Source organism: Bacillus sp. T2.9-1, assembly GCF_950097965.1.
GTDB classification, from domain to species: domain Bacteria; phylum Bacillota; class Bacilli; order Bacillales; family Cytobacillaceae; genus Niallia; species Niallia hominis.
This window is the reverse complement of the sequence record NZ_CATNHG010000078.1, coordinates 86,137-112,343: the sequence shown is the minus strand read 5'-3', so window position 1 is coordinate 112,343 and position 26,207 is coordinate 86,137. Positions and strand designations below refer to the sequence as shown.

General features: G+C 35.1%; 21 protein-coding genes, 2 tRNA genes, 1 pseudogene and 1 riboswitch. Of the genes and pseudogenes, 7 read left to right on the top strand and 17 right to left on the bottom strand.

Features of this window, described 5'->3' with window-relative positions:
• Window positions 1–124 precede the first annotated feature (124 nt).
• Window positions 125–1,324: a hypothetical protein gene (locus QQZ16_RS08105; RefSeq protein ID WP_284561259.1), complete on the bottom strand. Its 1,200-nt coding sequence runs from the start codon at window positions 1,322–1,324 to the stop codon at window positions 125–127.
• A gap of 1,036 nt (window positions 1,325–2,360) precedes the next feature.
• Between QQZ16_RS08105 and QQZ16_RS08100 the strand changes: the two genes are divergently transcribed.
• On the top strand, window positions 2,361–4,088 hold the full coding sequence (locus QQZ16_RS08100) for an ATP-dependent nuclease (RefSeq protein WP_235247819.1): 1,728 nt from the start codon (window positions 2,361–2,363) through the stop codon (window positions 4,086–4,088).
• A gap of 132 nt (window positions 4,089–4,220) precedes the next feature.
• Here the strand turns inward: QQZ16_RS08100 and QQZ16_RS08095 are convergent, their stop codons facing one another.
• From QQZ16_RS08095 to QQZ16_RS08060, 8 genes are all read right to left on the bottom strand, one after another.
• Window positions 4,221–5,228 carry a tyrosine-type recombinase/integrase gene (locus QQZ16_RS08095; protein WP_235247821.1) on the bottom strand — a complete coding sequence of 336 codons (1,008 nt, stop codon included), beginning with the start codon at window positions 5,226–5,228 and terminating at the stop codon, window positions 4,221–4,223.
• Between the two features lie 131 nt (window positions 5,229–5,359).
• A tRNA-Arg gene (locus QQZ16_RS08090) sits at window positions 5,360–5,436 on the bottom strand.
• 159 nt (window positions 5,437–5,595) lie between these two features.
• A tRNA-Arg gene (locus QQZ16_RS08085) sits at window positions 5,596–5,669 on the bottom strand.
• A 130-nt stretch (window positions 5,670–5,799) separates the two neighbouring features.
• On the bottom strand, window positions 5,800–6,309 hold the full coding sequence (locus QQZ16_RS08080; protein ID WP_031534748.1) for a metallophosphoesterase family protein: 510 nt from the start codon (window positions 6,307–6,309) through the stop codon (window positions 5,800–5,802).
• A gap of 1 nt (window position 6,310) precedes the next feature.
• On the bottom strand, window positions 6,311–6,916 hold the full coding sequence (locus tag QQZ16_RS08075; protein ID WP_235247831.1) for an XTP/dITP diphosphatase: 606 nt from the start codon (window positions 6,914–6,916) through the stop codon (window positions 6,311–6,313).
• 267 nt (window positions 6,917–7,183) lie between these two features.
• Window positions 7,184–8,251, bottom strand: coding sequence for a GerMN domain-containing protein (locus QQZ16_RS08070; protein ID WP_235247833.1), 1,068 nt, complete (start codon window positions 8,249–8,251; stop codon window positions 7,184–7,186).
• A 165-nt stretch (window positions 8,252–8,416) separates the two neighbouring features.
• Window positions 8,417–9,214: a glutamate racemase gene (gene racE / locus QQZ16_RS08065; RefSeq protein ID WP_235247835.1), complete on the bottom strand. Its 798-nt coding sequence runs from the start codon at window positions 9,212–9,214 to the stop codon at window positions 8,417–8,419.
• A 10-nt stretch (window positions 9,215–9,224) separates the two neighbouring features.
• On the bottom strand, window positions 9,225–9,683 hold the full coding sequence (locus QQZ16_RS08060; protein ID WP_235247837.1) for a MarR family winged helix-turn-helix transcriptional regulator: 459 nt from the start codon (window positions 9,681–9,683) through the stop codon (window positions 9,225–9,227).
• 197 nt (window positions 9,684–9,880) lie between these two features.
• On the opposite strand from QQZ16_RS08060, the gene QQZ16_RS08055 reads away from it, so the two are divergent.
• Window positions 9,881–10,702 carry a manganese catalase family protein gene (locus QQZ16_RS08055; RefSeq protein ID WP_235247844.1) on the top strand — a complete coding sequence of 274 codons (822 nt, stop codon included), beginning with the start codon at window positions 9,881–9,883 and terminating at the stop codon, window positions 10,700–10,702.
• A 353-nt stretch (window positions 10,703–11,055) separates the two neighbouring features.
• On the opposite strand, the pseudogene QQZ16_RS08050 reads toward QQZ16_RS08055, so the two are convergent.
• Window positions 11,056–11,145: pseudogene (locus QQZ16_RS08050) on the bottom strand (DNA-binding response regulator); the annotation flags it as partial.
• 709 nt (window positions 11,146–11,854) lie between these two features.
• On the opposite strand from QQZ16_RS08050, the gene QQZ16_RS08045 reads away from it, so the two are divergent.
• Together QQZ16_RS08045 and QQZ16_RS08040 are read left to right on the top strand one after the other, a co-directional pair.
• Window positions 11,855–12,313 carry a hypothetical protein gene (locus QQZ16_RS08045; RefSeq protein WP_235247846.1) on the top strand — a complete coding sequence of 153 codons (459 nt, stop codon included), beginning with the start codon at window positions 11,855–11,857 and terminating at the stop codon, window positions 12,311–12,313.
• Window positions 12,314–12,394: 81 nt separating this feature from the next.
• A complete protein-coding gene (locus QQZ16_RS08040; protein WP_031534761.1) occupies window positions 12,395–13,249 on the top strand; it encodes a hypothetical protein in 855 nt (284 codons plus the stop codon).
• Between the two features lie 235 nt (window positions 13,250–13,484).
• Here QQZ16_RS08040 and gerE read toward each other — a convergent pair whose 3' ends face one another.
• A complete protein-coding gene (gene gerE, locus QQZ16_RS08035) occupies window positions 13,485–13,709 on the bottom strand; it encodes a spore germination transcription factor GerE (protein WP_016201768.1) in 225 nt (74 codons plus the stop codon).
• A gap of 331 nt (window positions 13,710–14,040) precedes the next feature.
• Between gerE and QQZ16_RS08030 the strand changes: the two genes are divergently transcribed.
• Both QQZ16_RS08030 and QQZ16_RS08025 read left to right on the top strand, forming a co-directional pair.
• Entirely contained in the window at window positions 14,041–14,319 is a 279-nt protein-coding gene (locus QQZ16_RS08030) for a hypothetical protein (RefSeq protein ID WP_284561258.1), read from the top strand.
• A gap of 46 nt (window positions 14,320–14,365) precedes the next feature.
• Window positions 14,366–15,505: a 7-cyano-7-deazaguanine synthase gene (locus tag QQZ16_RS08025; RefSeq protein WP_235247855.1), complete on the top strand. Its 1,140-nt coding sequence runs from the start codon at window positions 14,366–14,368 to the stop codon at window positions 15,503–15,505.
• Between the two features lie 352 nt (window positions 15,506–15,857).
• Here the strand turns inward: QQZ16_RS08025 and sdhB are convergent, their stop codons facing one another.
• From sdhB to QQZ16_RS08010, 3 genes are read right to left on the bottom strand one after another with little or no spacing between them, the layout of a single operon-like run.
• Window positions 15,858–16,616: a succinate dehydrogenase iron-sulfur subunit gene (sdhB, locus tag QQZ16_RS08020; protein WP_031534770.1), complete on the bottom strand. Its 759-nt coding sequence runs from the start codon at window positions 16,614–16,616 to the stop codon at window positions 15,858–15,860.
• Between the two features lies 1 nt (window position 16,617).
• Window positions 16,618–18,381 carry a succinate dehydrogenase flavoprotein subunit gene (gene sdhA / locus QQZ16_RS08015; RefSeq protein WP_235247858.1) on the bottom strand — a complete coding sequence of 588 codons (1,764 nt, stop codon included), beginning with the start codon at window positions 18,379–18,381 and terminating at the stop codon, window positions 16,618–16,620.
• A 46-nt stretch (window positions 18,382–18,427) separates the two neighbouring features.
• Entirely contained in the window at window positions 18,428–19,036 is a 609-nt protein-coding gene (locus tag QQZ16_RS08010) for a succinate dehydrogenase cytochrome b558 subunit (protein WP_031534774.1), read from the bottom strand.
• 668 nt (window positions 19,037–19,704) lie between these two features.
• Here QQZ16_RS08010 and QQZ16_RS08005 point away from each other — a divergent pair.
• Window positions 19,705–20,169 (top strand): YslB family protein, encoded by a 465-nt coding sequence (locus QQZ16_RS08005; protein WP_031534776.1) that lies wholly within the window; start codon window positions 19,705–19,707, stop codon window positions 20,167–20,169.
• Between the two features lie 60 nt (window positions 20,170–20,229).
• Here QQZ16_RS08005 and QQZ16_RS08000 read toward each other — a convergent pair whose 3' ends face one another.
• The 3 genes from QQZ16_RS08000 to uvrC all read right to left on the bottom strand — a co-directional run bounded on the left by QQZ16_RS08000 (window position 20,230) and on the right by uvrC (window position 25,839).
• On the bottom strand, window positions 20,230–22,242 hold the full coding sequence (locus QQZ16_RS08000; protein WP_048717219.1) for a methyl-accepting chemotaxis protein: 2,013 nt from the start codon (window positions 22,240–22,242) through the stop codon (window positions 20,230–20,232).
• A 156-nt stretch (window positions 22,243–22,398) separates the two neighbouring features.
• Entirely contained in the window at window positions 22,399–23,628 is a 1,230-nt protein-coding gene (locus QQZ16_RS07995) for an aspartate kinase (protein WP_235247895.1), read from the bottom strand.
• Window positions 23,629–23,804: 176 nt separating this feature from the next.
• A riboswitch (Lysine riboswitch) is annotated at window positions 23,805–23,987 on the bottom strand.
• A gap of 61 nt (window positions 23,988–24,048) precedes the next feature.
• Window positions 24,049–25,839: an excinuclease ABC subunit UvrC gene (uvrC, locus tag QQZ16_RS07990; RefSeq protein ID WP_414630335.1), complete on the bottom strand. Its 1,791-nt coding sequence runs from the start codon at window positions 25,837–25,839 to the stop codon at window positions 24,049–24,051.
• Between the last annotated feature and the right edge of the window lie 368 nt (window positions 25,840–26,207).

The following is a 26,207-nucleotide window of genomic DNA, read 5'->3' as shown; positions in this document are numbered from 1 at the left end:
GCTCCAAGTAAAGTGACAAAGTGCCTGAACTATTTCCAGTAAAGAACCAATATCAAATTAATGAAAAAGTGTTAAATTTAATATGGATAGGTGTTTTATATATGTCTCATTTGGCTAGGTCAGTTCATTCTAAGTGTTTTTTATTGTTATAGCCTTTTATGTTATACAATTCGAATAGCTGTCCCATCCGCTCCATATACAGATTCTGAAGGTGCAACCTCTTAACGCCTAAGTCATATCCTGCTACAATATCCTCAAGTTCCTGTTGTGTGTAGAAGAATCTAATCCATTCTTCGTCTTCTGCAGTGGCAAAGCTAATTTTCTGCTCCTTGTATTCCTGAAGCTTCTGCTTGTGACGTTTCTCAGCCTTCTTCATGATATTAACCTTACGCTTTAGTTCATAGTCCGCTACATTTTCGTTTATGAATAGGTCTTTATCATTGACATAGACTTCTAGGGAATCGACACAGTATGTTTCAAGATATCGCTGTACCGCTTTACTTGAAGCCTTTAATATCACTGCGTATTCTTTCCAGTAATACTTGATTCCTAATTTATTACCATTTTCGTCCTTAACTTCTGCTAATGTCTCTTTCCATTCACGATTGAAGTTTTTAACCTTTTTAGCATTTCGATGTGCAGTTAGGTTGAATTCAACAACCTCATGTTTCTTCATCAATTCTCGTCTAGCCTTTAGAATCTTCTTCATAATTTCGGGATTGATACTGACCTTCCCATCTTTGCCATATGCCATCCAGTTCTCATAGAATAAAATGATACCGCATTTTTCCATATGCTCTAAGGTCTTAACCAATTGCCCATATATTTCAAGGCAGTGCTGTGTAAACTCATCTAATAGCTTCGTTTGGTCTTCTTCAAGGGTTCCACTTTGAATTGCCTTATCAATGTGTTTCTGACGAAGCTTACTACTGTGTCTAGAACGTAATAGGTCATATTCAAGTTCAGTAATTAATCCAAATTCAACTGCCCATTTTCCTAGACTCATACTTGCTTGTTGCGTCATATCATATTCTAAGTGAGTGGCTACAATTACATCCATTGGAATTCTATGTTCAACTTGTTGACGACCGCTTCTTACACGACCGTCTTTCTTCATAGCTTTATCTTCAAGTTTTCCACTGCATTTGATTTTCCGTTTCGAGCCTCTGCCTTCTTCTTTGACGGATTCCCAATCTTGCTCAACACGTTTGATTATTGAATCAAATGAACGTCTATTAAGATTCCCATTATTCTCGAATGATTCCTTTTGAACCTCTGTCCCGTATTCCTCAACCAATTCCGCTAATGTAAATATTTTTTCCACTTTTCATCTTCCTTTTCAATAGAGGCGGTGCATCAGATGATACACCACATTTAATTCTCCCCTTTCATAGTTTAGTTAGTGTTTTTGCTTTTGATTTAGATTGGTAAAAATCGTGCATCTTTTGTCGTAATATAAATAAGGGTATATGAATTAATATTATGTTAAAAGTTGCACGATTTTTTAAACCCTTAATTGCCCTTGATATTACAAGCATTTCAGGTAATTTTTTACAGATTGAGATTGATAGGGTCGTCACCTTTAGGTGGCGAAGTGACCACAGGGAGCGTCCCAAACAACGACCGTAGGGAGGCGTAGCAGTGAGCGAAGCGATTGCCCATTGTTCTTTCTACTCAACTCTACCGATGAATATAACACCTTAATCCAATTTCAATCCTACGATATCAATGGTTTGAGCAAGATTTTAGTTTACCTTCTGAGCTAAATCCTGTAACTATTGTCTAATTACTTAACCACCCATTCACCTTGGGATATCAATCTTTATTGCAGTTGATACTTCTATTATATCAAACCCAAATTTGCCTATTTGCATCAAATCCTTTAGGAAAATGCTAAGGAATCTGGCAAAAGTGCTAACCAAGAACTTTTTATAGGTAATTTGTGGAATCCCAATCAATTCGGCACTAAGAGCAATAAACAGATTCAATTGAAATTAGATGAGCGATTTCCCACCCATTCATGGTGAAAAGATTACATTGGCATTGTATCAGATTAGATGTTTAGTGTTGAAACAACTCACTAAAACCACCAATTAGCTATTGAAAGCTTGAATATCAAGGGATATTATCTACTTGTCTCCAAAATGCTTCCACAAATTACCTCATGGTAATTATTACATTATCCTTAAACAATATATGTAAAAAGAGAGCAGCTATGTGACCGAATGCTCTACGAACCAGTATCCTCCAGATTATTCATTGATAAATCAAAAATTATAGAATATTATGGGTTTTTATGTAATTTATTGTTATAATTAGGACAATTGTTTTAGATACATTTACATATTAGGGGTGTTTCCATGCGACTGAAAAAGTTCAGTGTTTTAAACTACAAAGTCTTTAATACAAAGTTCAGCATTGATTTTTCCAGTGAGAACATTGTTATTTTGACAGGTAGAAACAATACAGGTAAGTCAACATTTCTAGAAGCAATTAACCAGTTTTACCTTCCTACTACCGCTAAAGCGAAGATACCAGTTGAGTGCTACTCCAACCAAGACGAGAACAAAACCATTGAATTAGAAGCTGAGTTTGTTGTCGACAGCGAGACTGGAGAAACAGTAACCATTGTGAAAAAGTATTCGAATGATAATGGAAAATACTTTGATACGCAAGGTACTGAAATTAAACGAACTCATGAGCTGAAAGAAACATTAGATGAAATTTTGGCAAATAGCCCTTATTACATCACACCTTATATGACTACTGAAGAAATTGACAAGCAGGTTCAAGAAATTTACTCGCAGATAATTACAGCAGAATTAAGCAAGTTGGAAATGGAAGAATTTGATGAAGAAGAACTTCAAGCAATTAAGAGCGAATACTTAGAGTTAAAAAGCTCAATCCCTAGATTATTAAAGAAATTAAAAAGCAAGACTGATTTTTCACTCTCAAATGTTAGTGATAGCGTATCAAAAAGTTTACAAAGTGTATTTTCAAATAGCTCTCTTCAGCTTTCAGTTCAAGGTGGAGAAAGCAACGGCTTTTCAGTATCTGATATAGTCAAGTCTACTAGCTCTAGCGTACTAATAGGAAACATGCACAGCAGTGATATGCCCCTCTCTACACAAGGTACAGGAATACAAAGAATGAGTTTAATTTACATCATCCAAAACATGATTGAACAAGGATTGATGGGAACAAACAGCACGCAAAAAATGCTACTTATCGATGAGCCAGAAGCATTTTTACACCCAGAAGCTGTTAGAGCTTTAAGTAGGTCGCTTTATGCTATTGGAAGTAGGATGCCATTAATTATCTCTACCCACTCTCCTGTGCTAATTGACCTTTCTGAGAACCATACTACTATTCAGGTATTTAGAATTGGAAAAACCGAAGCCATTGAGCTTTATCAATCATCCAGCTCCCAGTTTGACGAAGATGATATAAAAAACATGAAGCTCTTGAATTATGCGGATTCGTATGTCAACGAATTCTTCTTTGCTGATAAGATAATTGTTGTAGAAGGCGACACTGAATATGTTGCATTTAAGCACTTTATTAAAGAGCGTGGTTTAAACATACACGTCATTAGGGCAAGAGGCAAGGCAACAATCTGCTCCCTCATGAAAATTCTTAACCAATTTAACACCAGATATTACATCTTGCATGATATAGACAATCACGAGAGATTTACACATTCAACGCTGAAAGCTCAACAAACAAACTGTTATAACATATACGCATTAAAAGAGGATTCTACTAGAATCTTTGGCTCAGTCCCTAACCTTGAACGTGCTATTGGCTTAGGTGATGTTCCTAACAGTAAAAAGACAGAAACCATTCACAGAATAATACATGATGCAGTTGATTCATCTTATATTCAAGCTAGAGAGAAGGTAGAGAAGGTATTCAACTACATTTTTAGTTTGGAAAATCAAATGTCCCTAGAGCATCCTTTTATCGAGATTATTAGAGATAAGGATTATGAAAACCTGTTTACCCCATTATTGAATCAGGAACGCAAGGTACTGAAAAGGAAATCTAAGGCAGTTTCTAAGATGGAGCAAGTATCATTTGATATGTAAATGAGATATAAATTGTTTATTCCAATACATTTGCGGAGCAGGTTTATGACAAAAAATCAAGTAGAGGGAAGATTCGCTCAAGCTTTAAAATGGTTCTCTCCCTCTTCTGTCTTTCCTTTTAATGAGGACTGCTTACAAATAAGCACGAAGGTCATTTGCTACTTCATCGACATCTAAGTACAAGTATTTAGTTGTGACCGATATATCGCTATGTCCCAATGCCTTAGATATCACAGCAACATTTGCCCCTTTATCAAGCAATGATTTTGCAAAACCTCTTCTTAAGGCATGAGGATTGATGTTCTTCAAACCACACATCTTGGAATACTTATTTAGTCGTTTCTGGATGTTATTATGTGTTGGTGAGGTTGATATAACATCACCGTACTTGGTAATAAACAACAAGCTATTCTTCTTGCCATATTCCCTTCTAATCACCGCATTTTGCTTTATAAGAACCTCTAACAGTTTTTTAAGTAAGTCATCAAAAGGTAATTTAATTTGTTGATGATTTTTCATAATGCTTCCTTCCAAATTTAGCACATTGTTATTGAAGTCTATATGACGTTCTTCAAGTTGAGTCAATGTATTAATTCTAATACCTGTTTTAAACATCACTAGAACGGCTACAGCATCCCTTAGCTGGATGAAATTGCTTAAGTCTAGTAAAGAGAGCAATACTTTAACATCACGCTCTGTAGCACCTTCTTTAACCTTTTGGTCCACTTTAATGTTAATGGTTTTCCAAAACTTGATATCAATCCAACCGTTATCAAAACAGCGTGAGAGAAAAGCCTTTAGACATTTCAAACGAGTGAGTTTGGTTTGATTACTTACTTCCATGGTATCTAACCATTTGTAAATGGTATCGGCAGTAATATCTGAAACATGGACTACATTTGTTACGCTTTGAAAATGCTCTATATGAAGGACATAATCACTTATAGTTCGGCTTCTATTACCGCTTACCTTCATTTGCCTTGTAATGGTTTCTAAAGCACTAGAAATCAACATCGAGTCATTTAATACCTCAGTCTGTTTTATTTTTGCTTTAGAGGCGGTTGAACTGGTAACAGTTAATCCATCTAATAATCCTTTTACATCCACTTCAACATCTAATAATCCTTTTCTTTTAGTCATACAAAAAAACCCCCTATATCGTAAATGATTCAAGTCAATAATGGGTGTAATTTCTTACATGACCGTTATACTGACCGTTTCACTAAACGATATAAGAGGTTGAAAAATTGCGTTTCATTTGGTATGTAGTATGGCGTCCCAGGAGAGATTCGAACTCCCGACCGACGGCTTAGAAGGCCGTTGCTCTATCCAGCTGAGCTACTGGGACATGGTTTATTTGATTATTTTCGAAACAGCTACCTAAAGTATTGTATCATAACCTTTTAAAAAATCATAGTCTTTCTTTATAATACCTATAATTTAAGTGTTACTAAGTTGAAAATAATCTATTAAAATATACTTAAAATAATTTAAGTTTATAAAAATACGTCCCAGGAGAGATTCGAACTCCCGACCGACGGCTTAGAAGGCCGTTGCTCTATCCAGCTGAGCTACTGGGACATGTTATGTATTTGCTTTAGTCCTAATGAGGACAATAATTATTATATGACTATAGAAAAACAAAGTCAATAGTTAATTAAAGTTTTTTTCCTAATGAGGAATTTTTTTCTCCTCATTAGGAAAAATCATACTAAAGAGAAAAATCATTCTTTAATTCTGGAAGTAAACCTTTATGAAAATCATAGACCTCAGTCTCTAACCGATCACGCTCAATCGTTAAAATCACATATGTTTGTTCCATTCTTCCCCTAGGCAGACGCAAACTACCAGGATTGATGAATAAAACATCATCAACTACTTCCATCCCTAAATAATGAGAATGACCAAAGCAAGCGATGTCTGCCTGTACTTCCTTTGCTTTATACAATAGGCTATTAAGAGAAGACTTTACACCATATAGGTGCCCATGCGTTAAAAAAATCTTTTTTCCAGCGATTTCTTGAATTGTTTCGGTTGGATATTTGTCCTCATAATCACAGTTACCTTGAACGGTAATATAGCCCTCCATCACATCTTCGCTTGCAGCTAATTCTGAATCGCCACAATGTAGAAATAAGTCTACTTCTTTTCCATGTCTTTTCTTTAAAACACCTAATTCGGATACCAAACCATGACTGTCACTAACAATCAAAACCTTCATCCTAGTTCCCTTCCTTAAAAACAGCAGGTAACTGTTCTTTTAGTTTTTTCAATGCATTTGCACGGTGACTAATATTATTTTTTACTTCTGGAGGCAATTCAGCCATCGCCTTTTTCTCCTCTACTACATAAAAGATCGGATCATAACCAAATCCATATTCTCCTCTTCTTTCCTCCAATATAACCCCTTCACAGGTGCCAGTAAATGTTAGAGAGGCTTCATTTGGAATAGCAACCGCTAATGTACAGCAGAAGCGAGCTGTTCTTTCTTCTGTTGGAATTCCCTCTAATTCACGTAAAACCTTATCCATATTGTCTTGATCGTTTTTTTGTTCTCCAGCATATCGAGCAGAGTATACTCCTGGTCTACCATTTAAAGCATCTACCACAAGACCAGAATCATCAGAAATAACGACACGATTTAGTAGTTTAGAAATCGTTTCTGCTTTGAGAAGAGCGTTTTCTTCAAATGTACTTCCTGTTTCCTCTACATCCGGCACATCTGGAAAGTCTAAAAGTGTTTTTACTTCATAGCCAAGTGGCGAAAACATTTGAACAAATTCCTTCGCCTTACCTGTATTCTTTGTTGCAATTATTATCTCTTTCATCATAATTCTCCTTAATTAACCAAAAATGTCATTTCCTTTACTTTAACATAAAACAAACTATATTCTTAAGTTTACTACGCTAAAAAAAATGTGTCTATATACACAGTATATACCCTTTCTTCCTTAATTCAAAAGGCAGTTTTGTGAAGCTTTTTCCAATAATTAGATATAAATGGTAATGATGAGGTAATAAATTTATTATTTTTCTGCACTAAATAAAAAGAAGCCTAGGAGGAACCCAAGCTTCTTTCGCATCATAAACTAACCTTAAAAACTACCTGTATTCACATTTTCTGGACGAGTTACTGGTTTAGTTAAGCTTTCACCCTCTGCATTTACTAAATCAGACTCTCCATTAACCGTAACAGCAACACTTTCAATGCCTTCTTGTTCTGTTAAAGAAAGTACTAAGGAATTTAATATCTCATCAGCGACTACCTTTTCTTCTCCATCTAGTCCGCTTGAATAAATATTTTCATTGAAATTTAATGTAACCTTTCCATCTTCAACTACTGGATCGTCTAATAACTTAACATCCTCAGGTAATAAGCTCGTTAAGGATGGTGACGCACTCATACCTGGTCCTTCTATTAGCTCCCCTACTGCTGCTGCTACATTATTTTCTTCCCCATTGCTGACACGCTTTGTTACTGGAACATAATAATACGAATCTAAGTCTCCGCCAATATAATAAACAGTCAATGGCTTTGTATTTGTTATATCTGTCACGTCATCTGTATTAACATTTATGCCATCTGCTCTTGTCAAAGCACCTTGAATCGGTGTTTTATTTACTGGCATTTCTGTCAATGCATGACCGTTTAGAGATAGCTTTACAGAATCAATGGAATCAAACTGTGTCAATGTCCATGTGATAGATTGTAAGATTTTCTCTTCATCCTTTGCCTCATACTCTTTAAACTCATTTGAAAAATCAACAGTAGCCACTTTATCATCATCGACATTTATACTGATTTTTGTATCTTGGGGAATAACTGCCTGAAAATCATTTGGCAGCATTTCCGTTACCTTTCCACCCTTAACTAAATATTCAAGGCTTTCTTGTGCAATCGAGTTTGTTTTTGGCAAGTTTAATGTTTGAGGGACAACATAACCGTATTTATCCATTAAATATAATTCAATAGGCATTGTATCCTCTGCTGCAACTTCACCTGTTGTTTCTTGGTCAGCATTTTCCTTAACTGCATCATCCTCATAAGTTGTAGATTGAGGTGGGTCTACGTTTTCTTTATCTCCCAATAAGCTACAACCAGAGATCAACACAGATGATATGATAACCGCTGAAACTATGGTCAATTTGTTATTCTTAGACATCTTCATCACTCCTAAGACAGTTTGTACTAATATATATACGAGCCTATATTATTTTTAGACCGCCTTTAGGAGATTTTTTTAAAAAAAAGACCATCTTCCGGTTTTCATCCACTTTAAATATCTAAACAATGACAGTGGATGTACCTATAAGACAGTCTTGATTTATTATGTCAATTTAATTGTTTCAACAGAATCTATTTTTTGACTTAGCCAGTTTGAAGCTATCCTCGCAAAAATATCTTTCGAACCAGTAGTATAAAAATGATGTTCTACTATATTTTCTCCTGAAGCAAGTTGGTCATTATGGTTTAAAATCGTACTAACTTCACGTGCCGTTTCTGCTCCTGAACTAATCACCTTTACCTTATTCCCCATCTCTTCTCGTATTACTTTTGCCAACAACGGATAATGGGTACAGCCCAGTATTAGTGTATCTATCTCTTTACTTTTTAAAGGCCAAAGTGTTTCTTTCACGATTTTCCTTGCTACCGGACCATCATATTCGCCGCTCTCCACTAAAGGAACAAATTTTGGGCATGCTAAACTAACTGTTCTTACTCGATTATTAATCTTCTTTAGTGCTTTTTCATATGCTCGACTTCGAACAGTTCCAATTGTGCCAATCATACCTATATAATTATTATTGGTTACCTTTAATGCTGTTCGTGCCCCTGGAATGATTACGCCAATTACAGGAATAGATAGTTCTGCACGAATTTCTTCCAATGCTACAGCAGTTGCCGTATTACATGCAATGACAAGCATTTTAATATTTTTCCCCAACAGGAACCTAGTCATTTCCCAAGTGAATTTTTTCACTTCTTCTCCCGTTCTTGGCCCATATGGACATCTTGCCGTATCCCCTAAGTATACGATATTTTCAAAAGGAAGCTGACGCATAATCTCCTTCGCGACCGTTAATCCACCAACTCCAGAATCTATAACCCCTATTGCTCTTTCCAAAAAAACCGCCTCATTTTTCTCGCATTACTTGATGTAAACGCATGAAATTTTTCTTTAATTCTTCAATATCTTCTGTTGTATACTCATTCAATACCTCTTGAAGATAGCCTTGACGTTTTTTGATTACTTCGTCAATCAGTCGTTTCCCTTCTTCTAACATATGAATACGAACCACACGGCGATCATTCGGATCCTTAACCCTTTGTACTAACTGATTTTTTTCCATGCGATCAACTAAATCAGTAGTTGTGCTAAAGGCAAGGAACATTTTATTCGACAATTCACCTATTGTCATATCTCCCTCTTCAAATAGCCATTGCAGGGCGACAAATTGAGGAGGAGTCATTGTATAATTACTTAATATTTCTCTCCCCTTTTGTTTGATGATACCAGATATGTATCGCATATCCTTTTCGATTGTAGCTATATTCTCTAAGTATTCCTTTGCGTTTTTCTCTTCAGTCATCATGATTCCAACTCCTACTTATAAATATACAAATATAATTAATTTCCGACAAATTTCATATCTTCTTTATTTACAATTATAATCTACAATTATTAAATCGTAAATGTGTTACCCTTTTCCCATTCCTGTCAGGAAAAAACTAACAGAATAAAAAGAATGATTTCCCTCATAATATTAAAGATAAAATTGGAGGTGTTAGGATGTTTTTTCATGTGAAAGAATTGCAATACATAGCTAAACCAGATAAACCAGATCCTATTTATGCAAAAAAGCTTCAGGAAGTGTTAGGTGGCCAATTTGGAGAAATTTCGGTTATGATGCAATATTTATTTCAGGGTTGGAATTGCAGAGCTGAAAAAAAATATCGAGATATGCTTTTAGATATAGGTACTGAAGAAATAGCTCATGTTGAAATGCTAGCTACCATGATTGCACAATTACTTGACAAAGCTCCTGTAGAGGAACAAGAGCAGGCGGCCAAAGATCCAATAATTGCTAGCGTTATGGGCGGAATGAATCCACAGCATGCAATAGTTAATGGTTTAGGAGCTAGCCCAAACGATAGCGCAGGCTATCCATGGAATGCTCGCTATACCATTGCAAGTGGAAATCTTCTTGCAGACTTCAGAGCAAATCTAAATGCCGAATCACAAGGAAGACTCCAAGTTGTTCGTCTATATGAAATGACAGATGATAAAGGTGTAAGAGATATGCTTTCCTTCTTGATTGCACGTGACACCATGCATCAGAACCAATGGTTAGCCGCAATCGCAGAATTAGAAGAGAAAGAAGGCAAAGTAGTACCAAGTACCTTTAATCGCCAGTACGAAAAATCTGACGTTGCTTATAAATTCATAAGCTGTTCTGAAGGTACTGAAAGTCAAGCTGGCAGATGGGCAAAAGGTCCATCTATGGATGGCATGGGACAATTTGAATATGTAGAAAATCCTGTTGGAACAGGGCAAGCTCCCGAGTTAGAACAAGCTCCAGGGTATATTCATGGAACACCCAAAAATATGTAAACAATTTTCTTAAAAGATAATGGAGTTTCAAATTAGAAACTCGTTTAAGCATTAATTATAAAAGGAAACAATAAAAAGCCACGGGATGACTAATTCCTCGTGGTTTTTATTGGTAAAATGACAGCCAAATAAAAGACAAAGGTAAATAAAAACAGTCCTCATTAAGAATAAGTCTAATGATCTATTTGTATTTATTTTCTAACTTCTATTATCATTCTTCTCATTCTATAGTTTTTTCTCACTTAGCTTTCCTATTTTAAAGTCAACAATTAAACAAACTAAAAAGAAGATGACCCATATAAGCGGCAAAGGAGTGGAATTTCCTCCCCGCTTATACGAGATCATCTTCTTTATTATAGCTCTAATTCTCCCATTCTTAGAAGCTCTACAACAGCCTGTGAACGCCCCTTCACGCCCAGCTTCTGCATAACATTGGGAATATATACCTATTGCATACTAAAAACACATAAGTACATCCATCTTTATGATGGTGTGTAAACGTGATCTATTAAGGCTTTGAAACAATTAGTATTTCACAGTTCATTTATTCCTCATCTGAAGAATTAGAATATAAATCCTTTTCAACTTGAACCCACTTGATAAGACCCTGTCATTTAGGATAGTCCTTTTCGTAATCTATATTAGAATTTATTTATTCCGTTCCCTTTGTAGTTATCCCTGCTGGTTTAATAGAAAAATAATCTCCTACTCTTAAAACACGTTCTAAATACCCTTCATTTTCTAAAAAGCTGATAAAGTTTTCAAACTCTCTTTGTTTAAATCTGTTTTTTTCACTAAATCACCAGAATAATAGAAAAATAAGGAAATATGAATATTTTATTTGTCTAAACAAAAGTATAGAATAATCACTAATATATACTATTGTAAATTTTTACGATTTTTTTGTAAAAAAAGGAATTTAGATACTTGATGTTTAACTGTAAATATATGGTGTCTAGCTATATATTGAGGGGGAAATTTTTTGAATAAGTTAAATAGTTATCTTTTCTTAACACTTTTAACATTATGTTTAGGCTTTTCTTTTGAAAATAAAGTATTGTATCTGCTGAAGATGATACTTTCGAGGAGATCGTTGACCCAGATTATGTTCTAACTGAAATAATTATTGAAGATAGTCAACAATCTAATATATTGATTCCTTCAATTGGTACAGGAACTGGAGGCATAACACCAAATGCATATATGTTTACAGAATGGAGAATTTATTCAAAATCTCAATTAAGTGATGTATATGGAAGTTGGATAGCAGGTCCATCTGGGTGGGGACCATCAAGACTTTCATGGTCAGATAGAATAGGAGTTTCTAACTCTTATACAGGTACATTAAAAGTTAGCAAGTCTGCAGTCGATGCTTCAGTAGGTTTTTCCATTAGTACATCATATACTAAAACCGCTACTTACTCAGTTGAACCACCAAGCAACCAAGAATGGACGATTATGTATCGAAAACGTTATGATAAATGGAAGGTAACTCAGCGTACTTATAGACATGAAGGTTCTACACATTATTGGACTAGTGATTATGCACATGTTTATCCTAAAAAGTTTGATAACTTTAGTTATGATTACAACGTTACCGACACTCGATGAAATTTTATAATTAACTTTAGAATTTAAATAATATAAATAAATATAAAACAGCTATCCCCTGAAAAAAATTAGGAGGTAAATATGAATAAAAAAATCCTATATTTAATTATTTCATTATTAATTTTATGCACTTTTTCTTTAGTTTTTTTAAAAAATAGCAATTCCAAAGCTAACCAAAGTGAAGAAGAAGACTTTAACTTCTCATCCGTAAAAGGTATACTTATTTATTCTTTTTGGGATAGCTATATCTTTGCAAATAAAAATGAGGAAGTAAAAATCCAGATTCCCGTATATGATTTTGATTCAGAGCTAAAATCCTCTAATATTAAATTAGAAAACTTTCATATTGGAGAAGTAAAAGATTTAGAGCTAACCCCTAAAAATAAATTCAAAGACTTTGACCAATATATTCTTGATATTACTCTAATTCCTGAAAAAGAGGGTCAACATAATTTAGATGATTTAAGATTAACAATTACTACAGAAGAAAATGAATATAACCAAACTTTAGGAAAGTGGAACTTTGAAATACAAGAAGAACAACTAAACAATAGTTTTCTTGAAATTAAGGGTGGGACTTTGTTAGAGAATTGGACAGATAATTATAACAATAATTTTGAATATTCAACTAACCTTCATAATATAAGCGACTCAAGTATCCTTATTAAAGATATAGAAATAAATAATCCTAGAATAAATATAGTAACTGGAATTTCACAGGATGTTTTATACAAAATGAAAGAGAACAGATTTACTATAAATCTAAATATTAACCAAACTAAAGGTAATGCCGTTATTAGACCAAAACTAGTATACAGTATAGATAACAAAGAAATGTTCATGCCACTAAATCAAGCCATCTATGCTTCAACTGTCCCTTATTCCGAGCTAGTGGAAATTTTACAAGAAAACGGAATGTTAAATAAAGAAAAATAGATAAAAAAGCACTTCCTAGATGATACATTTAGTATCTTACCAAGAGGTGCAGATGTTTGATTATGCATTGTTTGAATTTAGACTTACTTTTCTTTTTAAGATATTTACTAAATCATTGAATCATTCTTATACTAATTCGAAAGGTGACCCAAATAAGACATCCCCAATCTTTTCTTTTAATTTTAAAGGAAAGATTACGTTTGGTTTTGTCTATTTAGCGAGTCACCTTTCTACATTAAAGCTCTAATTCTCCCATTCTTAGAAGCTCTACAACAGCCTGTGAACGCCCCTTCACGCCCAGCTTCTGCATAGCATTAGAAATATGATTTCGAACTGTTTTTTCGCTTATGAATAAATCACTGGCGATTTCCTTAGTCGTTTTGTCTTGGACTAGCAGTTCAAATACTTCTCTTTCTCTTTTGGTTAATAATGGCTTGTGAGTAAATTCATTCTCCTTCAAGTAGTGTAACCCTCCTTGCCTTTGCCAGCTATGAACTTTGGGATGGGTATAGTTATAGTCTGAATATATTATGTAAAATGACACCTTGGAGTGACTGGATTTATGGAAATTGGGAAAGGTTTTTGCCTTTTTAATTTTTTCTTTTCCATTCCCTCTTTTTATTATGTATTTAGAAAAGAATTCCATTGTATAATTAGTATATATTTCCGTATTTAAACCAAGGAGGCAATGAATGAAAAAAGCATATCAGTTCGTAATTTCCGTTATAGTCATTTTTATTCTAAGTGCTTCCATCTAGGCTACAAACAGTTTTGCCAATAATAAGGAACAAGTGAAAAGAGCTGTTGAAAATCATCTTTACAATATAAGACATTACAAGCAAAAGGCTATAAAAAAAATCGAGGTTCACTACGCCATGTTTGGATTTCATGCGATTGTCATTTTCCATGATGAAAAAGATGTTGCTTATACTTATATGTATAATCTGAAAATAAAAGGGTTTATCAGCATTCTTTCAATAAGCTTAATGGAGATGCAATCTCCAGCATTATGGCCAAACATTCCGAGGAAAAGGAGTCATAATAAACTTCCTAAAAAATTAATGGTATAATGGAAAGAAAATTGCACTTGTAAATCTCTAAGTTTTGGTGATAATAATGGACTTAAACATTGAATTCTTGACTAAATTACATCAGGAGCTACTTCAGGATACATATTTTGATTATGAAGGAGAAGGTACTAGTTGTATTGACATCGTTACCATAATGGGAGCCTTATTTTATTTTGAACACCAATCAAAAAAAGCAAAAAAGGATAATAGATTAATTATTCCAGTATTCCATGCAATCCTTTGGGAAGAAAACAGACCACTACTAGAAAAACTAATAGCTTGGATATTGGATGAACCTCTTCATCTTCAATTCCAACCAATCGATACTGATCTTCTTTCACCTTCGTTTTTACTGCCTAATCAGCATGATGTAACCTTGTTTTTAGATGATTTAGATTCCATCATTGGTGTTGCGCAAAATGCAAAGTCTTCTACTGCCTCCGATTATATTAGACTAGTAAATAAGGAAAATGAAAAATCAAAGCAAGGGAAACTAGCCTCCTTCCTGAGGAGTAAAGGAACAGATTCTACTGAGATTATTACCTTAAATTCAGCGATTTCCAAGAAAATTAGAAAGCAACAATCATCAGTTAGCCTCTGTCTACTGGTTTCGATTGCTGCTGTAAAAACATTTTTCAACGGTGGGAAGTATGTATATGTTTTCCAACTGAGTAAAATGAATCCAGATCCTTCAAATGGTTTTAATATATGGAAAAAATCAATGCATCCGAATACATTTAAACATTTAAATGATATTTATGCTGGTTTGGATCTTCATTTGCAAATTCAAACTCCTATACTTTTGAAATCTGTTCAGTCTCTCATGCTTGATTTGCCTAAAGAGTATAAAATCCAAATTAAGAACACGATAAGCTGTGTACGAATGAGTAGAAATGGAGCTATTCTTCCGTGTGGAATATGTCTTTCTTGCCTGCAAAGAAAAATAGCTTTATCCTCATGCAATAGCGAAGTGTATGATACGTTCTATCACTATGATTATGAGCAAAAAATATCAGATATAGAAAACGACGGAGATCGGACAATTTTTTTGGAAAGTATTCAACAAATGGAAAGTATCTGCTCTTATTTGGAAAACAAATTACCTACGCTATCTTTAGAAGAACAATATATAGCAAAGGAATTTGCCAATGCTTATTATCAATATATGACAAAGTATCAAACGTAAAGAAGAGGCTGGGACAAAACTAAATAACTAATCTTTAAAGACGAACAATCTTTAATTTAACTCTTAAATAAAGCTACTTTATCTATGTTTTTAAATCTAGTTAAGTGTAAAAACTAAGTCGTTCCATTGCGCTACAGACGCACGATGCGCCGGGGAGGAAGCTAAGCCTCCTCGCTGCGCTGCGGGGTCTCAGCCTTTCCTCTATTTCCCGCAGGAGTCGAGCGTCCTCCGCTCCATTCCACTTCGTTTTTAAACCTTTTTCTAAAAAACAAACACGAACTATAATGCAATCTAATTACATTAAAGTTCGTGTTTGTTGTTGGTTGAAATACTTTTGTCCCAGCCTCTTTGATTAATGATCACTACCAAAGAAATCCTTAAACGCTTGAAAAGTTGCTTCACGGTTTAATGCTGCAATCGATGTAGTCAATGGAATTCCTTTTGGACAGGACTGCACACAGTTTTGTGAGTTACCACAATTAGCTAGTCCACCATCTCCCATAATTTCTTGCAATCTCTCTTCTTTATTCATTTCTCCAGTTGGATGAGAATTGAAAAGACGAACTTGAGAAAGTGGCGCTGGTCCAATGAAATCTGATTTGCTATTTACGTTTGGACATGCCTCTAAGCAAACTCCGCAAGTCATACATTTCGATAACTCATATGCCCATTGTCGTTTTTTTTCTGGCATTCTTGGGCCTGGTCCAAGATCATACGTACCATCAATCGGGATCCATGCTTTTACTTTCTTCAAGCTATCAAACATTCGGCTGCGATCCACTTGAAGATCACGGACGACTGGGAATGTTCTCATTGGTTCTAAACGAACCGGCTGTTCCAATTGATCAATTAGCGCCGTACAGGATTGGCGTGGTTTTCCATTAATAACCATTGAACAAGCTCCGCAAACTTCTTCTAAACAGTTCATATCCCAAGCTACTGGAGATGTTTTTTTCCCGTCGCTTGTGACAGGATTTCTGCGAATCTCCATTAATGCAGAAATTATATTCATATTAGGACGATACGGCAAAGTAAATTCTTCTACATAAGATGGTGAATTAGGGTCATCTTGTCTTTCAATTTGTAACGTTACTGTTTTTTGCTCCCCCATTTTATTTCACTCCCTCTTTTTGCTTTGAATAATCTCTTTTTCTCGGTTTGATTAAGGAGGTATCCACTTCTTGATAATGGAAATCTGGCGCCTTGTTTCCACCAACAAATTTAGCCATTGTTGTTTTTAAGAAATCTTCATCATTTCTTTCCGGGAATTCCGGCTTATAATGTGCTCCACGGCTCTCATTTCGGTTGTATGCACCAAGGGTAATCACACGTGCTAGCTGAAGCATATTCTCTAATTGACGAGTAAATACGCCTCCTTGATTCGACCATTTTGCCGTGTCATTAATATTAATATTTTTATAACGCTCTAATAGCTCTTGAATCTTATCATCTGTTGCAAGCAACTTATCGTTGTAACGAACAACTGTCACATTGTCAGTCATCCATTCTCCTAATTCCTTATGAAGAACATAGGCATTTTCTGTTCCATCCATTTTCATGATATCCTGCCATTTGGATTCTTCTTGTTTCATAGCTGAATCATATAGAGCAGATGATAAATCTTCTGCGCTTTTGCTTAATCCACTGATATATTTAACCGCATTTGGACCTACTACCATGCCGCCATAAATTGCCGAAAGTAAGCTATTTGCTCCCAAACGGTTGGCTCCATGCTGAGAATAATCACATTCTCCTGCAGCAAATAGGCCTGGGATATTCGTCATTTGATCATAATCCACCCATAATCCACCCATGGAGTAATGAACTGCAGGGAAAATTTTCATCGGAAGCTTACGTGGATCTTCGCCAGTGAATTTTTCGTAAATCTCGATAATGCCGCCTAGCTTAATATCAAGCTCTTTTGGATTTTTATGAGATAGATCTAAATACACCATGTTTTCCCCATTGATGCCGAGCTTTTGATCGACACAAACATGGAAAATTTCGCGGGTTGCGATATCCCTTGGCACAAGGTTTCCATAAGCTGGATACTTCTCTTCTAAGAAATACCATGGTTTCCCATCTTTATACGTCCAGATACGGCCGCCTTCCCCACGAGCTGATTCACTCATTAAACGGAGTTTATCATCACCTGGAATTGCAGTTGGATGAATTTGGATAAATTCACCATTTGCATAATAAGCTCCTTGCTGATAAACAACAGATGCTGCTGAACCAGTATTGATAATGGAGTTCGTAGATTTTCCGAAAATAATTCCAGGACCTCCTGTTGCCATAATAACAGCATCTGCAGGGAAGGATTTAATCTCCATTGTCTTTAAATCTTGTGCTTTAATTCCTCTGCATACCCCTTCATCATCTGTGATAATTCCAAGGAATTCCCAGCCTTCATACTTTACCACAAGCCCATCGACTTCATAACGTCTTACTTGTTCATCTAATGCATAAAGTAACTGTTGTCCAGTTGTTGCTCCGGCAAATGCTGTTCGATGATATTGAGTTCCTCCAAAACGACGGAAGTCAAGTAATCCTTCTGGTGTCCGGTTAAACATAACACCCATTCTATCCATCAAATGGATAATTCCTGGCGCAGCTTCAGCCATTGCTTTAACTGGCGGTTGGTTTGCTAAGAAGTCCCCACCGTACACTGTATCGTCAAAGTGTTCCCAAGGAGAATCTCCTTCCCCCTTCGTATTTACCGCTCCATTTATTCCACCTTGAGCACAAACGGAATGTGATCTTTTTACAGGCACAAGGGAAAACAGTTCTAAAGGAGTCCCTGTTTCTGCTACTTTGATTGCTGCCATTAATCCTGCCAAGCCACCGCCAACGATGATAACTTTCCCTTTCTTCATAACAAACGTTCACTCCCTCATCTATTGCTCTATTAATCTACTATTATTAAACAAATGCAAAAATTGCTCGTACACCTACAATTGTTAATGCAACAAAAATTCCTAGTGTTACATATGTATTAATTCGTTGCGATTTAGGAGAAACCGTAATACCCCAACTAACACAGAAGGACCATAATCCATTAGAGAAGTGGAAAATTGTTGAGATAACTCCTACTAAATAGAATACTAACATCCATGGATTAGCTAAATTTTCACTCATCATCTCATAATTTACTTCTTGCCCTAATTGTGCAGCCACTCTTGTTTCCCATACATGCCAAACGATAAATATTAATGTGATAATCCCTGTCACCCTTTGGATATAGAACATCCAATTTCGAAAGTATCCATAATTTTTTGTATTATTTTTGGCTGTAAACGCAATATAGATTCCATAAATTGCATGATACAATATTGGTAAAAATATTACAAAAATTTCAAGAAAATACCGAAAAGGCAAATGCTCCATAAATCCAGCTGCCTTATTAAAAGATTCTGGACCGTTAGTTGCAAAATGATTGACAACTAAATGTTGGATTAAAAATACCCCTACGGGAATTACCCCTAATAAAGAGTGAAGCCTTCTGAATAAAAACTCTCGATTTGCTGCCATAAAATTCCCCCCTAATTGATGACATACTCCCTTTGCCCATAAAGCGATAACATAACCAAAAATTCTTACAATTTAGTGACAATTTAATTGTACTCTTAAAAAAAAATGCGGTCAAGAAAACGGATACATTAAATAAATTTTCTTTCGCTTTTTTTCTATCTATATGTGAAAAAAAGTAAAAATTTCCTCCTTTCTATTATTCGAATAAATTTAATATGCAAATCAAATAATAGAATCAACAACAAAGCCATTTAGAAAATATTTTTAATACAAATTTTGATTAAGGCAACCTAATATTTTGATATTGGTTTGGGGACTGCAACTTCTTGTTTTGCCTGCTTTTTCTCCCCTTTCCTCCTTTCTTACAGGAATTTGATTCCCTGCTGTTCGCAACTTTTATGAAAAAGTTATAACCTACTAAATGAGCTTTCAAGAGTGTTTGGCATTGCTAAATTAAAAAATCATTCTCTTTTCTTATGATTTTTTTTCGTTTATACAGTATACTATTTAGACAATATATTTTATTCTATTTTATTGGAATCCATACTTTTTTACATCATTAATTATTGTATGGAATAATCCTTCATGACTTAATATGATGACTTTTTAAGGAGATTACTTCTTCTAAGTAAGTGAATATAATAGAATGGTAGAAAGAGGAGAGCATATTGAGTAATTTAACATCCGTAGAAGAAAAAAAACAGGTGGAAGCTGCTGATCCGCTTACTGTTCCCGCATATGGATATGAATTAATTCGAGAAATACTTATCCCAGAATTATTAGGCCGTGAAACCCCTGATCTTTTATATTGGGCAGGTAAACGTATTGCTCGCTTATTTCCTTTACAGGCAATAGAAGAAGCTTATGCTTTTTTTCAAAAAGTCGGATGGGGTAATTTAGAAGTCGTGAAACAAACCAAAAATGAAATTACCTATCATTTATCCAGCGAACTCATTGAAAAAAGATTAAAGGAAAAAGGGAAATGCACATTTCAACTAGAAGCAGGATATTTAGCTCAGCAATATGAGCAGACAAAAAATGTTATTACTGAAGCCTTTGAAGACCCAAAAAGAAAAAATCATAAAGTTACCATTACTGTTCGATGGGATAGTAAAGATTCAGTAGTGGAATAATGAGGTGACTCCATATGACGTAGGAATTTTCTATCAGTTCCTTACGTCATATGGAGTTTTTTAAATGATGAATGCATTTATTTTTTCTTGGAGTTCGACTGCTACATCTGATAATGAGCTGGCTGCTGCTTTTATTTCTTGCATTGCAGCTAATTGTTCTTCGGTTGAGCTTGCCATTTCCTCAGAATAAGCTGCATTCTCGCTTGAAATGGTTAATAATTCATTTGCTGATATACTTACCATTTGTACCTGCTCTGCTATTTGATTAGACAGATTAGCAACTTCCGTCATCTGTGGTGAAATGTTTTTTACACGATGAATAATGCCACTAAAGGCTTCAAAAGTTTGCTCGGATGCCAGTATTCCCTTTTGAACACTTTTTGTAACTGTTTCCATCCCGTCAACAGTTGTTTTTGTATTCGTCAAGATGTTAGTAATAATATCGGCAATTTCTTGCGCAGATTGTTCTGACTGCTTGGCAAGTTTTCCAACTTCTGTCGCAACTACGGCAAATCCTTTTCCATGCTCACCTGCTCTTGCAGCTTCTATTGCTGCATTTAAGGCAAGCAAATTTGTTTGGTTAGCTATTCCACTAATAGTCTCTACAATAGATTCTATTCTTTGCGAGTGTTCTTGTAAGGAATGAATTTGCTGATTCGATGCTTCAACGGAATGATATATTTCATTCATCTGGCTCAGCGTATTGTTTACCGTATTCTCTCCTTCTTGTGCCTGAATGACTGTCTCATTTGTCAATGTGGAAACAATTTTTGCATTTTCGGCAACTTTATTAACATGATTCTCTATTTCCTTTAATGCATTAGAATTTTCCATTAAATTATCCTTCTGTATTTCGGCCTTACTTGAAACTTCCTCCAATGCTCCAGCTACATATTCAGATGCAGATGCTGTTTGATCAGAGCTTGCAAGCAATTGCTCAGACGAAGCGGCAATATGTTCCGATTTTTCGTTTACATCTTTAATGATACTATGTAGATTTTTTGCCATATTTTTAAACGCGTGAGCTACTTGGCCTATTTCATCCTCTCTATAAATGTCTACTTTCTCTGTTAAGTTCCCCTCACTCATTTTTATTGCTGTTTCCTTCAAGTTATTTAATGGTCTAATAAAGGAATTAATGAGCAAGAATACAAAGAATCCGCTTACTAATAACGACACTACAATTACTAGAACAGTTTGATACAAAATAGGAAAAGTCATATCATTAATTTCTGACTTATCTACAACACCAGTGATTTTCCAGCCTACTGTTTCATTCGTTATATATTGCAGAATATAGTTATTTTCTCCATCGGCTAGATCGATGCTTCCCTCATTTTTGTCGAACATTTGATTAAACACTGTCTGTTCAGCAGCTGTACCGGCTTCTTCCTTTGGATGTACAATATATTTTTTATCTTGATTTAAAATGATGATATAGCCTTTATCACCTATTTTTACATCTGAAACCAAGCTTTTTATTCGCTCTAAGCTAACTTCCATTCCTACTACACCTTTTTTATCCTCCGTCTGTTTAGAAACAGCCACAACTAAACTGCCTGTAGCAATCGAAGTATAGGGACTAGAAACGTAAACAACCCCCTCTTTCTCCATCCCGTTTGTGTACCATGCATCTTTCCTTGGATCATAGCCTTTTCCTTGAATACTATTCGGAGATTGGATGAGTGTTCCTTCTTTAGAACCAAAGAAAACGCTCTCAATTTCTGGATTCATTTCCATGTATTTATCAAATTCTGTCTTTACCGTCGAATAACTTTCTTCTGATTCATCAAAATTAACTTTTTCCGAATAAATCACCGTTTGATAGATACTGGTGCCTAATGTATTCCTAATAATATTGTCGACTATTTTTACGTTTTCAGACGAAGTATTTAAAAATTGATTTTCCATTTCATTTCTCGCTTTTATATATGAAAACGTGCTAATAATTAAACTTGGAATAATTAATATTAGTGCAAAAGAAATAATCATTTTGGTTTTCAACTTCATTTTAAATCTTGTTTTGCTCTTCTCCTTAGTTCTTTTTACCCTATTCCAACTCATTTTCTTCATAGCAGAACCTCCTTTATAGTAAAATATTCCTCTTTTTATATCTTACCATATATATTAAGCGTTTTCATAACAAAATTTTCTATTTTCCATTTTTGAAAATCAAACTAAAAAGCCGCTCCCTAATCCAAGCTTTTGGAAAGAAGCGGCTTTTTGTTTTTATGCATTCACTGGAATTTTACTTAATTCAAACGCATCATGCAATGTTTCTACTGCTTTAACCATATTCTCTTTTTCGATAACAGTGGAAACTTTAATTTCTGATGTGCTCACCATTTTAATAACAATTTCTTCAGCTGATAATACTTTAAACATATCTGCTGCAACACCTGGATTGGAAATCATTCCAGAACCAACAATAGATACCTTGGCTAAGCCTTGTTCAGAAGTAACTTTATCATATCCTAGTACACTCTTATTTTCTTCTAATACTTTTAAGGTTTCTTCTAAATCACTATCTTTAATGGAAAATGATAGGTTTGTCAGCTGATCATTAGTAAGACTTTGGATAATAATATCTACATTTATATGATGAGATGCAAGTGTTGTGAAAATAGTAGAAAGACTTGTTAACGGATTTTTTAATCCAAATACCGTAACACTCGTAATATTATCTTCAAACGCAACTCCACGTACGATTAAATTTTGTTCCATTGAAACTTCCTCCTCGATGATTGTTCCTTCTTCTTGTTCCATACTGGAGCGGACCACTAATGGAACCTGATAGTTTTTTGCATATTCTACCGCTCTTGGATGCAGAACCCCTGCCCCTAAATTCGCTAATTCTAACATTTCATCGTAGGAAATAGCTAATAGCTTTCTAGCATTTTTAACAAACCGAGGATCTGTTGTGAAAACACCGGTTACGTCTGTATAAATGTCACATTTATCCGCTTTTAGCGCTGCTGCAATGGCAACTGCTGTTGTATCAGAACCACCGCGACCAAGTGTGGTAATATCACCAGCTTCTGTAACTCCTTGAAATCCTGCGACAATAACCACTTTACCATCTTGAATTTGCTTTTGAACTTTTTCTGTTTGCATGTTTAAGATTCTAGCATTGCCATGAACGTCCTCTGTTTCTATTCCTGCTTGCCAACCAGTATAAGAAATAGCGTCAACGCCTTTTGCCTGTAACGCCATGCTAAGAAGGCTAATTGTAATCTGCTCTCCAGTTGATAGTAATACATCCATTTCCCGTTTGGACGGCTTTGGATTTATTTCATTTGCTAGCGTCACAAGGGAATCTGTTGTTTTCCCCATTGCAGAAACAACAACAACTACATCATTGCCTCGATTTTTTTCCTCCATTACTCTTTCTGCTACATGTAGTATTCTTTCAGCACTACCTACTGATGTTCCACCGAACTTTTGTACAACTAAACCCAAAGTCATTCCCTACCTTCTTGTAATCTTAGAGGTTTCTTTTTCTTTCTCATTGCTTTTTATTTATGTATTTCCTTTTCTTTTCCAATAATTTTAAATTCCAGAAAAAACGGATTAAAAAAAGCAATGAGAAATATCTCATTGCTGTGCAGGCCAATAATAGTATTAATTCGCACAAACAGTGAGATAGCTCTCCAAAACAGTTCCTTGTTTTGACAATCTTACATTTATTCAATGCAAAACCAGTAAAAAAAGCCATGAGAGCTTTCTTTACTTCGGCGATCTATCCCTTTCATAATTCTTCTCTGAAGCTCATTCTTCTCCGAATTATTACTATTGAAGTTCGCACCTCTACCTTCACTTATTAAGTTATAAGTTGCCATCATTATAGCATAATGTTTTCATTCCAACAAACATTATTTTCTATTCTTGTAATTTAGCAAGTAGCTGTTCCGCCACATTTGTTGGTATTCCAATTTCTAAGAACTCTTCCATCGAGGCTTCTTTCATTTTCTTGACTGAACCAAAAGTCTTTAACAATAATTTTCTACGTTTCTCCCCAATGCCAGGAATATCGTCTAATATAGATTGAAAAGCATTTTTCCCTCTTAATTGACGATGAAACGTAATCGCAAAACGGTGAACTTCATCTTGGATTCTCTGCAATAAATAGAATTCCTGACTATTTCGCTCCAGTGGAATAATCTCTAAGGGATTTCCATATAGCAGCTGTGAGGTACGGTGCTTGTCGTCTTTCACTAATCCCGCAACTGGAATATCTAAGCTCAATTCGTCTAGCAGAACCTCTCTAACTGCCTCTAAGTGTCCCTTGCCTCCATCAATTAAAAGTAAGTCTGGCAGTGGCAATCCTTCTTTTAAAACTCGTTGATACCTTCTACGAACTACTTCACGCATCGATTCGTAGTCATCTGGACCTGTTACTGTCTTAATTTTATATTTGCGGTATTCTCGTTTCGACGGTTTTCCATCGATAAATACAATCATTGCAGACACAGGATTTGTCCCTTGAATATTACTATTATCAAAAGCTTCAATTCGGAGCGGAGTATATATACCGATTTGCTTCCCTAGGTTTTCAACCGCTTTTATTGTCCGCTCTTCGTCTCTTTCGATTAAGGCAAACTTTTCTTTTAAGGCATTTTTCGCATTTTTATTTGCCAATAAAACAAGTTCCTTTTTTTGTCCCCTTTGTGGCTTTGTTACTTTTACCTTTAATAACTGTTCAACAATATCCCCTTGTATATCGTCTGGAAGATAAATTTCCTTTGGCTTAAAATGATTGGCTTTATCATAAAATTGTCCTAGATAAGTCAACATTTCCTCTTCCGGCTCTTGATAAATAGGGAACATACTAACATCTCGTTCAATTAGTTTCCCTTGCCGAACAAAAAATACTTGAACACACATCCAACCTTTGTCATAGGAATAGCCAAAAATATCTCTGTCCACTAAATCCGTCATCATCATTTTCTGCTTTTCCATTGTTGCTTCAATATGGGCAATTTGATCGCGATATTCCTTCGCGCGTTCAAAATCTAATTCTCCTGATGCTGCCATCATTTTTTCGGACAAGTCTTTTTTTATTTCTTTGTACCCACCATTTAGGAATTTTGTAATATCATCCGTCATTTTCTTATATTCCTGCTCACTAACCTCATTCACACATGGAGCCAGACATTGCCCCAAATGGTAATATAAACATACTCTATCTGGTAATACATTACACTTCCGTAAAGGATAGATTCGATCAAGAAGCTTCTTCGTCTCATTAGCCGCTTGTACATTCGGATATGGACCGAAATACTTTCCTTTATCCTTCTTTACATTTCGCGTTGTAATGAGTCTTGGATGTTTTTCTGCCGTTAATTTGATAAACGGATAGCTTTTATCATCCTTCAACATAATATTGTATTTTGGATCATGCTTTTTAATCAGATTTATTTCTAAAATAAGCGCTTCGATATTGGAAGAGGTTATGATATATTCAAAATCTTCTATTTCATTGACTAGTCTTAATGTCTTTCCATCGTGAGAGCCTGTAAAATAGGAACGAACCCGATTTTTCAGCACTTTTGCTTTTCCAACATAAATAATCGTGCCTTGTCGGTCCTTCATTAAATAACAACCAGGCTGATCAGGTAAGATCATTAATTTATTTTTAATGATATCGTTCAATGTTTTCCCTCCCAGCATGCAAACCTAAACAAACGAACATATATACTATCTTCTCTAATTATAGAGAATTTCATCGAATCATCAAGGAAAAAGTATAGGATGGAAATATTTTATGAGAACGGTTTTATTTTTGGATTCGGATTGGATGGGATTGGATGGGTTTTGCCTTTTTGATAAATTAATTATTGGTTGAGATATTTCCTCGATGAATGCCACTTATTTGTTTTTCCTATTATTTGTGGTTTTCATTCCTTCTATGAACGCCTCTTTTCTTGCTTTTCCTCTTACTTGTGGTCTTTATCCCTCCCCAGAACCCACCATTTACAGAAACATCTCTACATTCATCCTTCGTTCCACCAATAAAAAAACTGTAAACACTTCCTCAT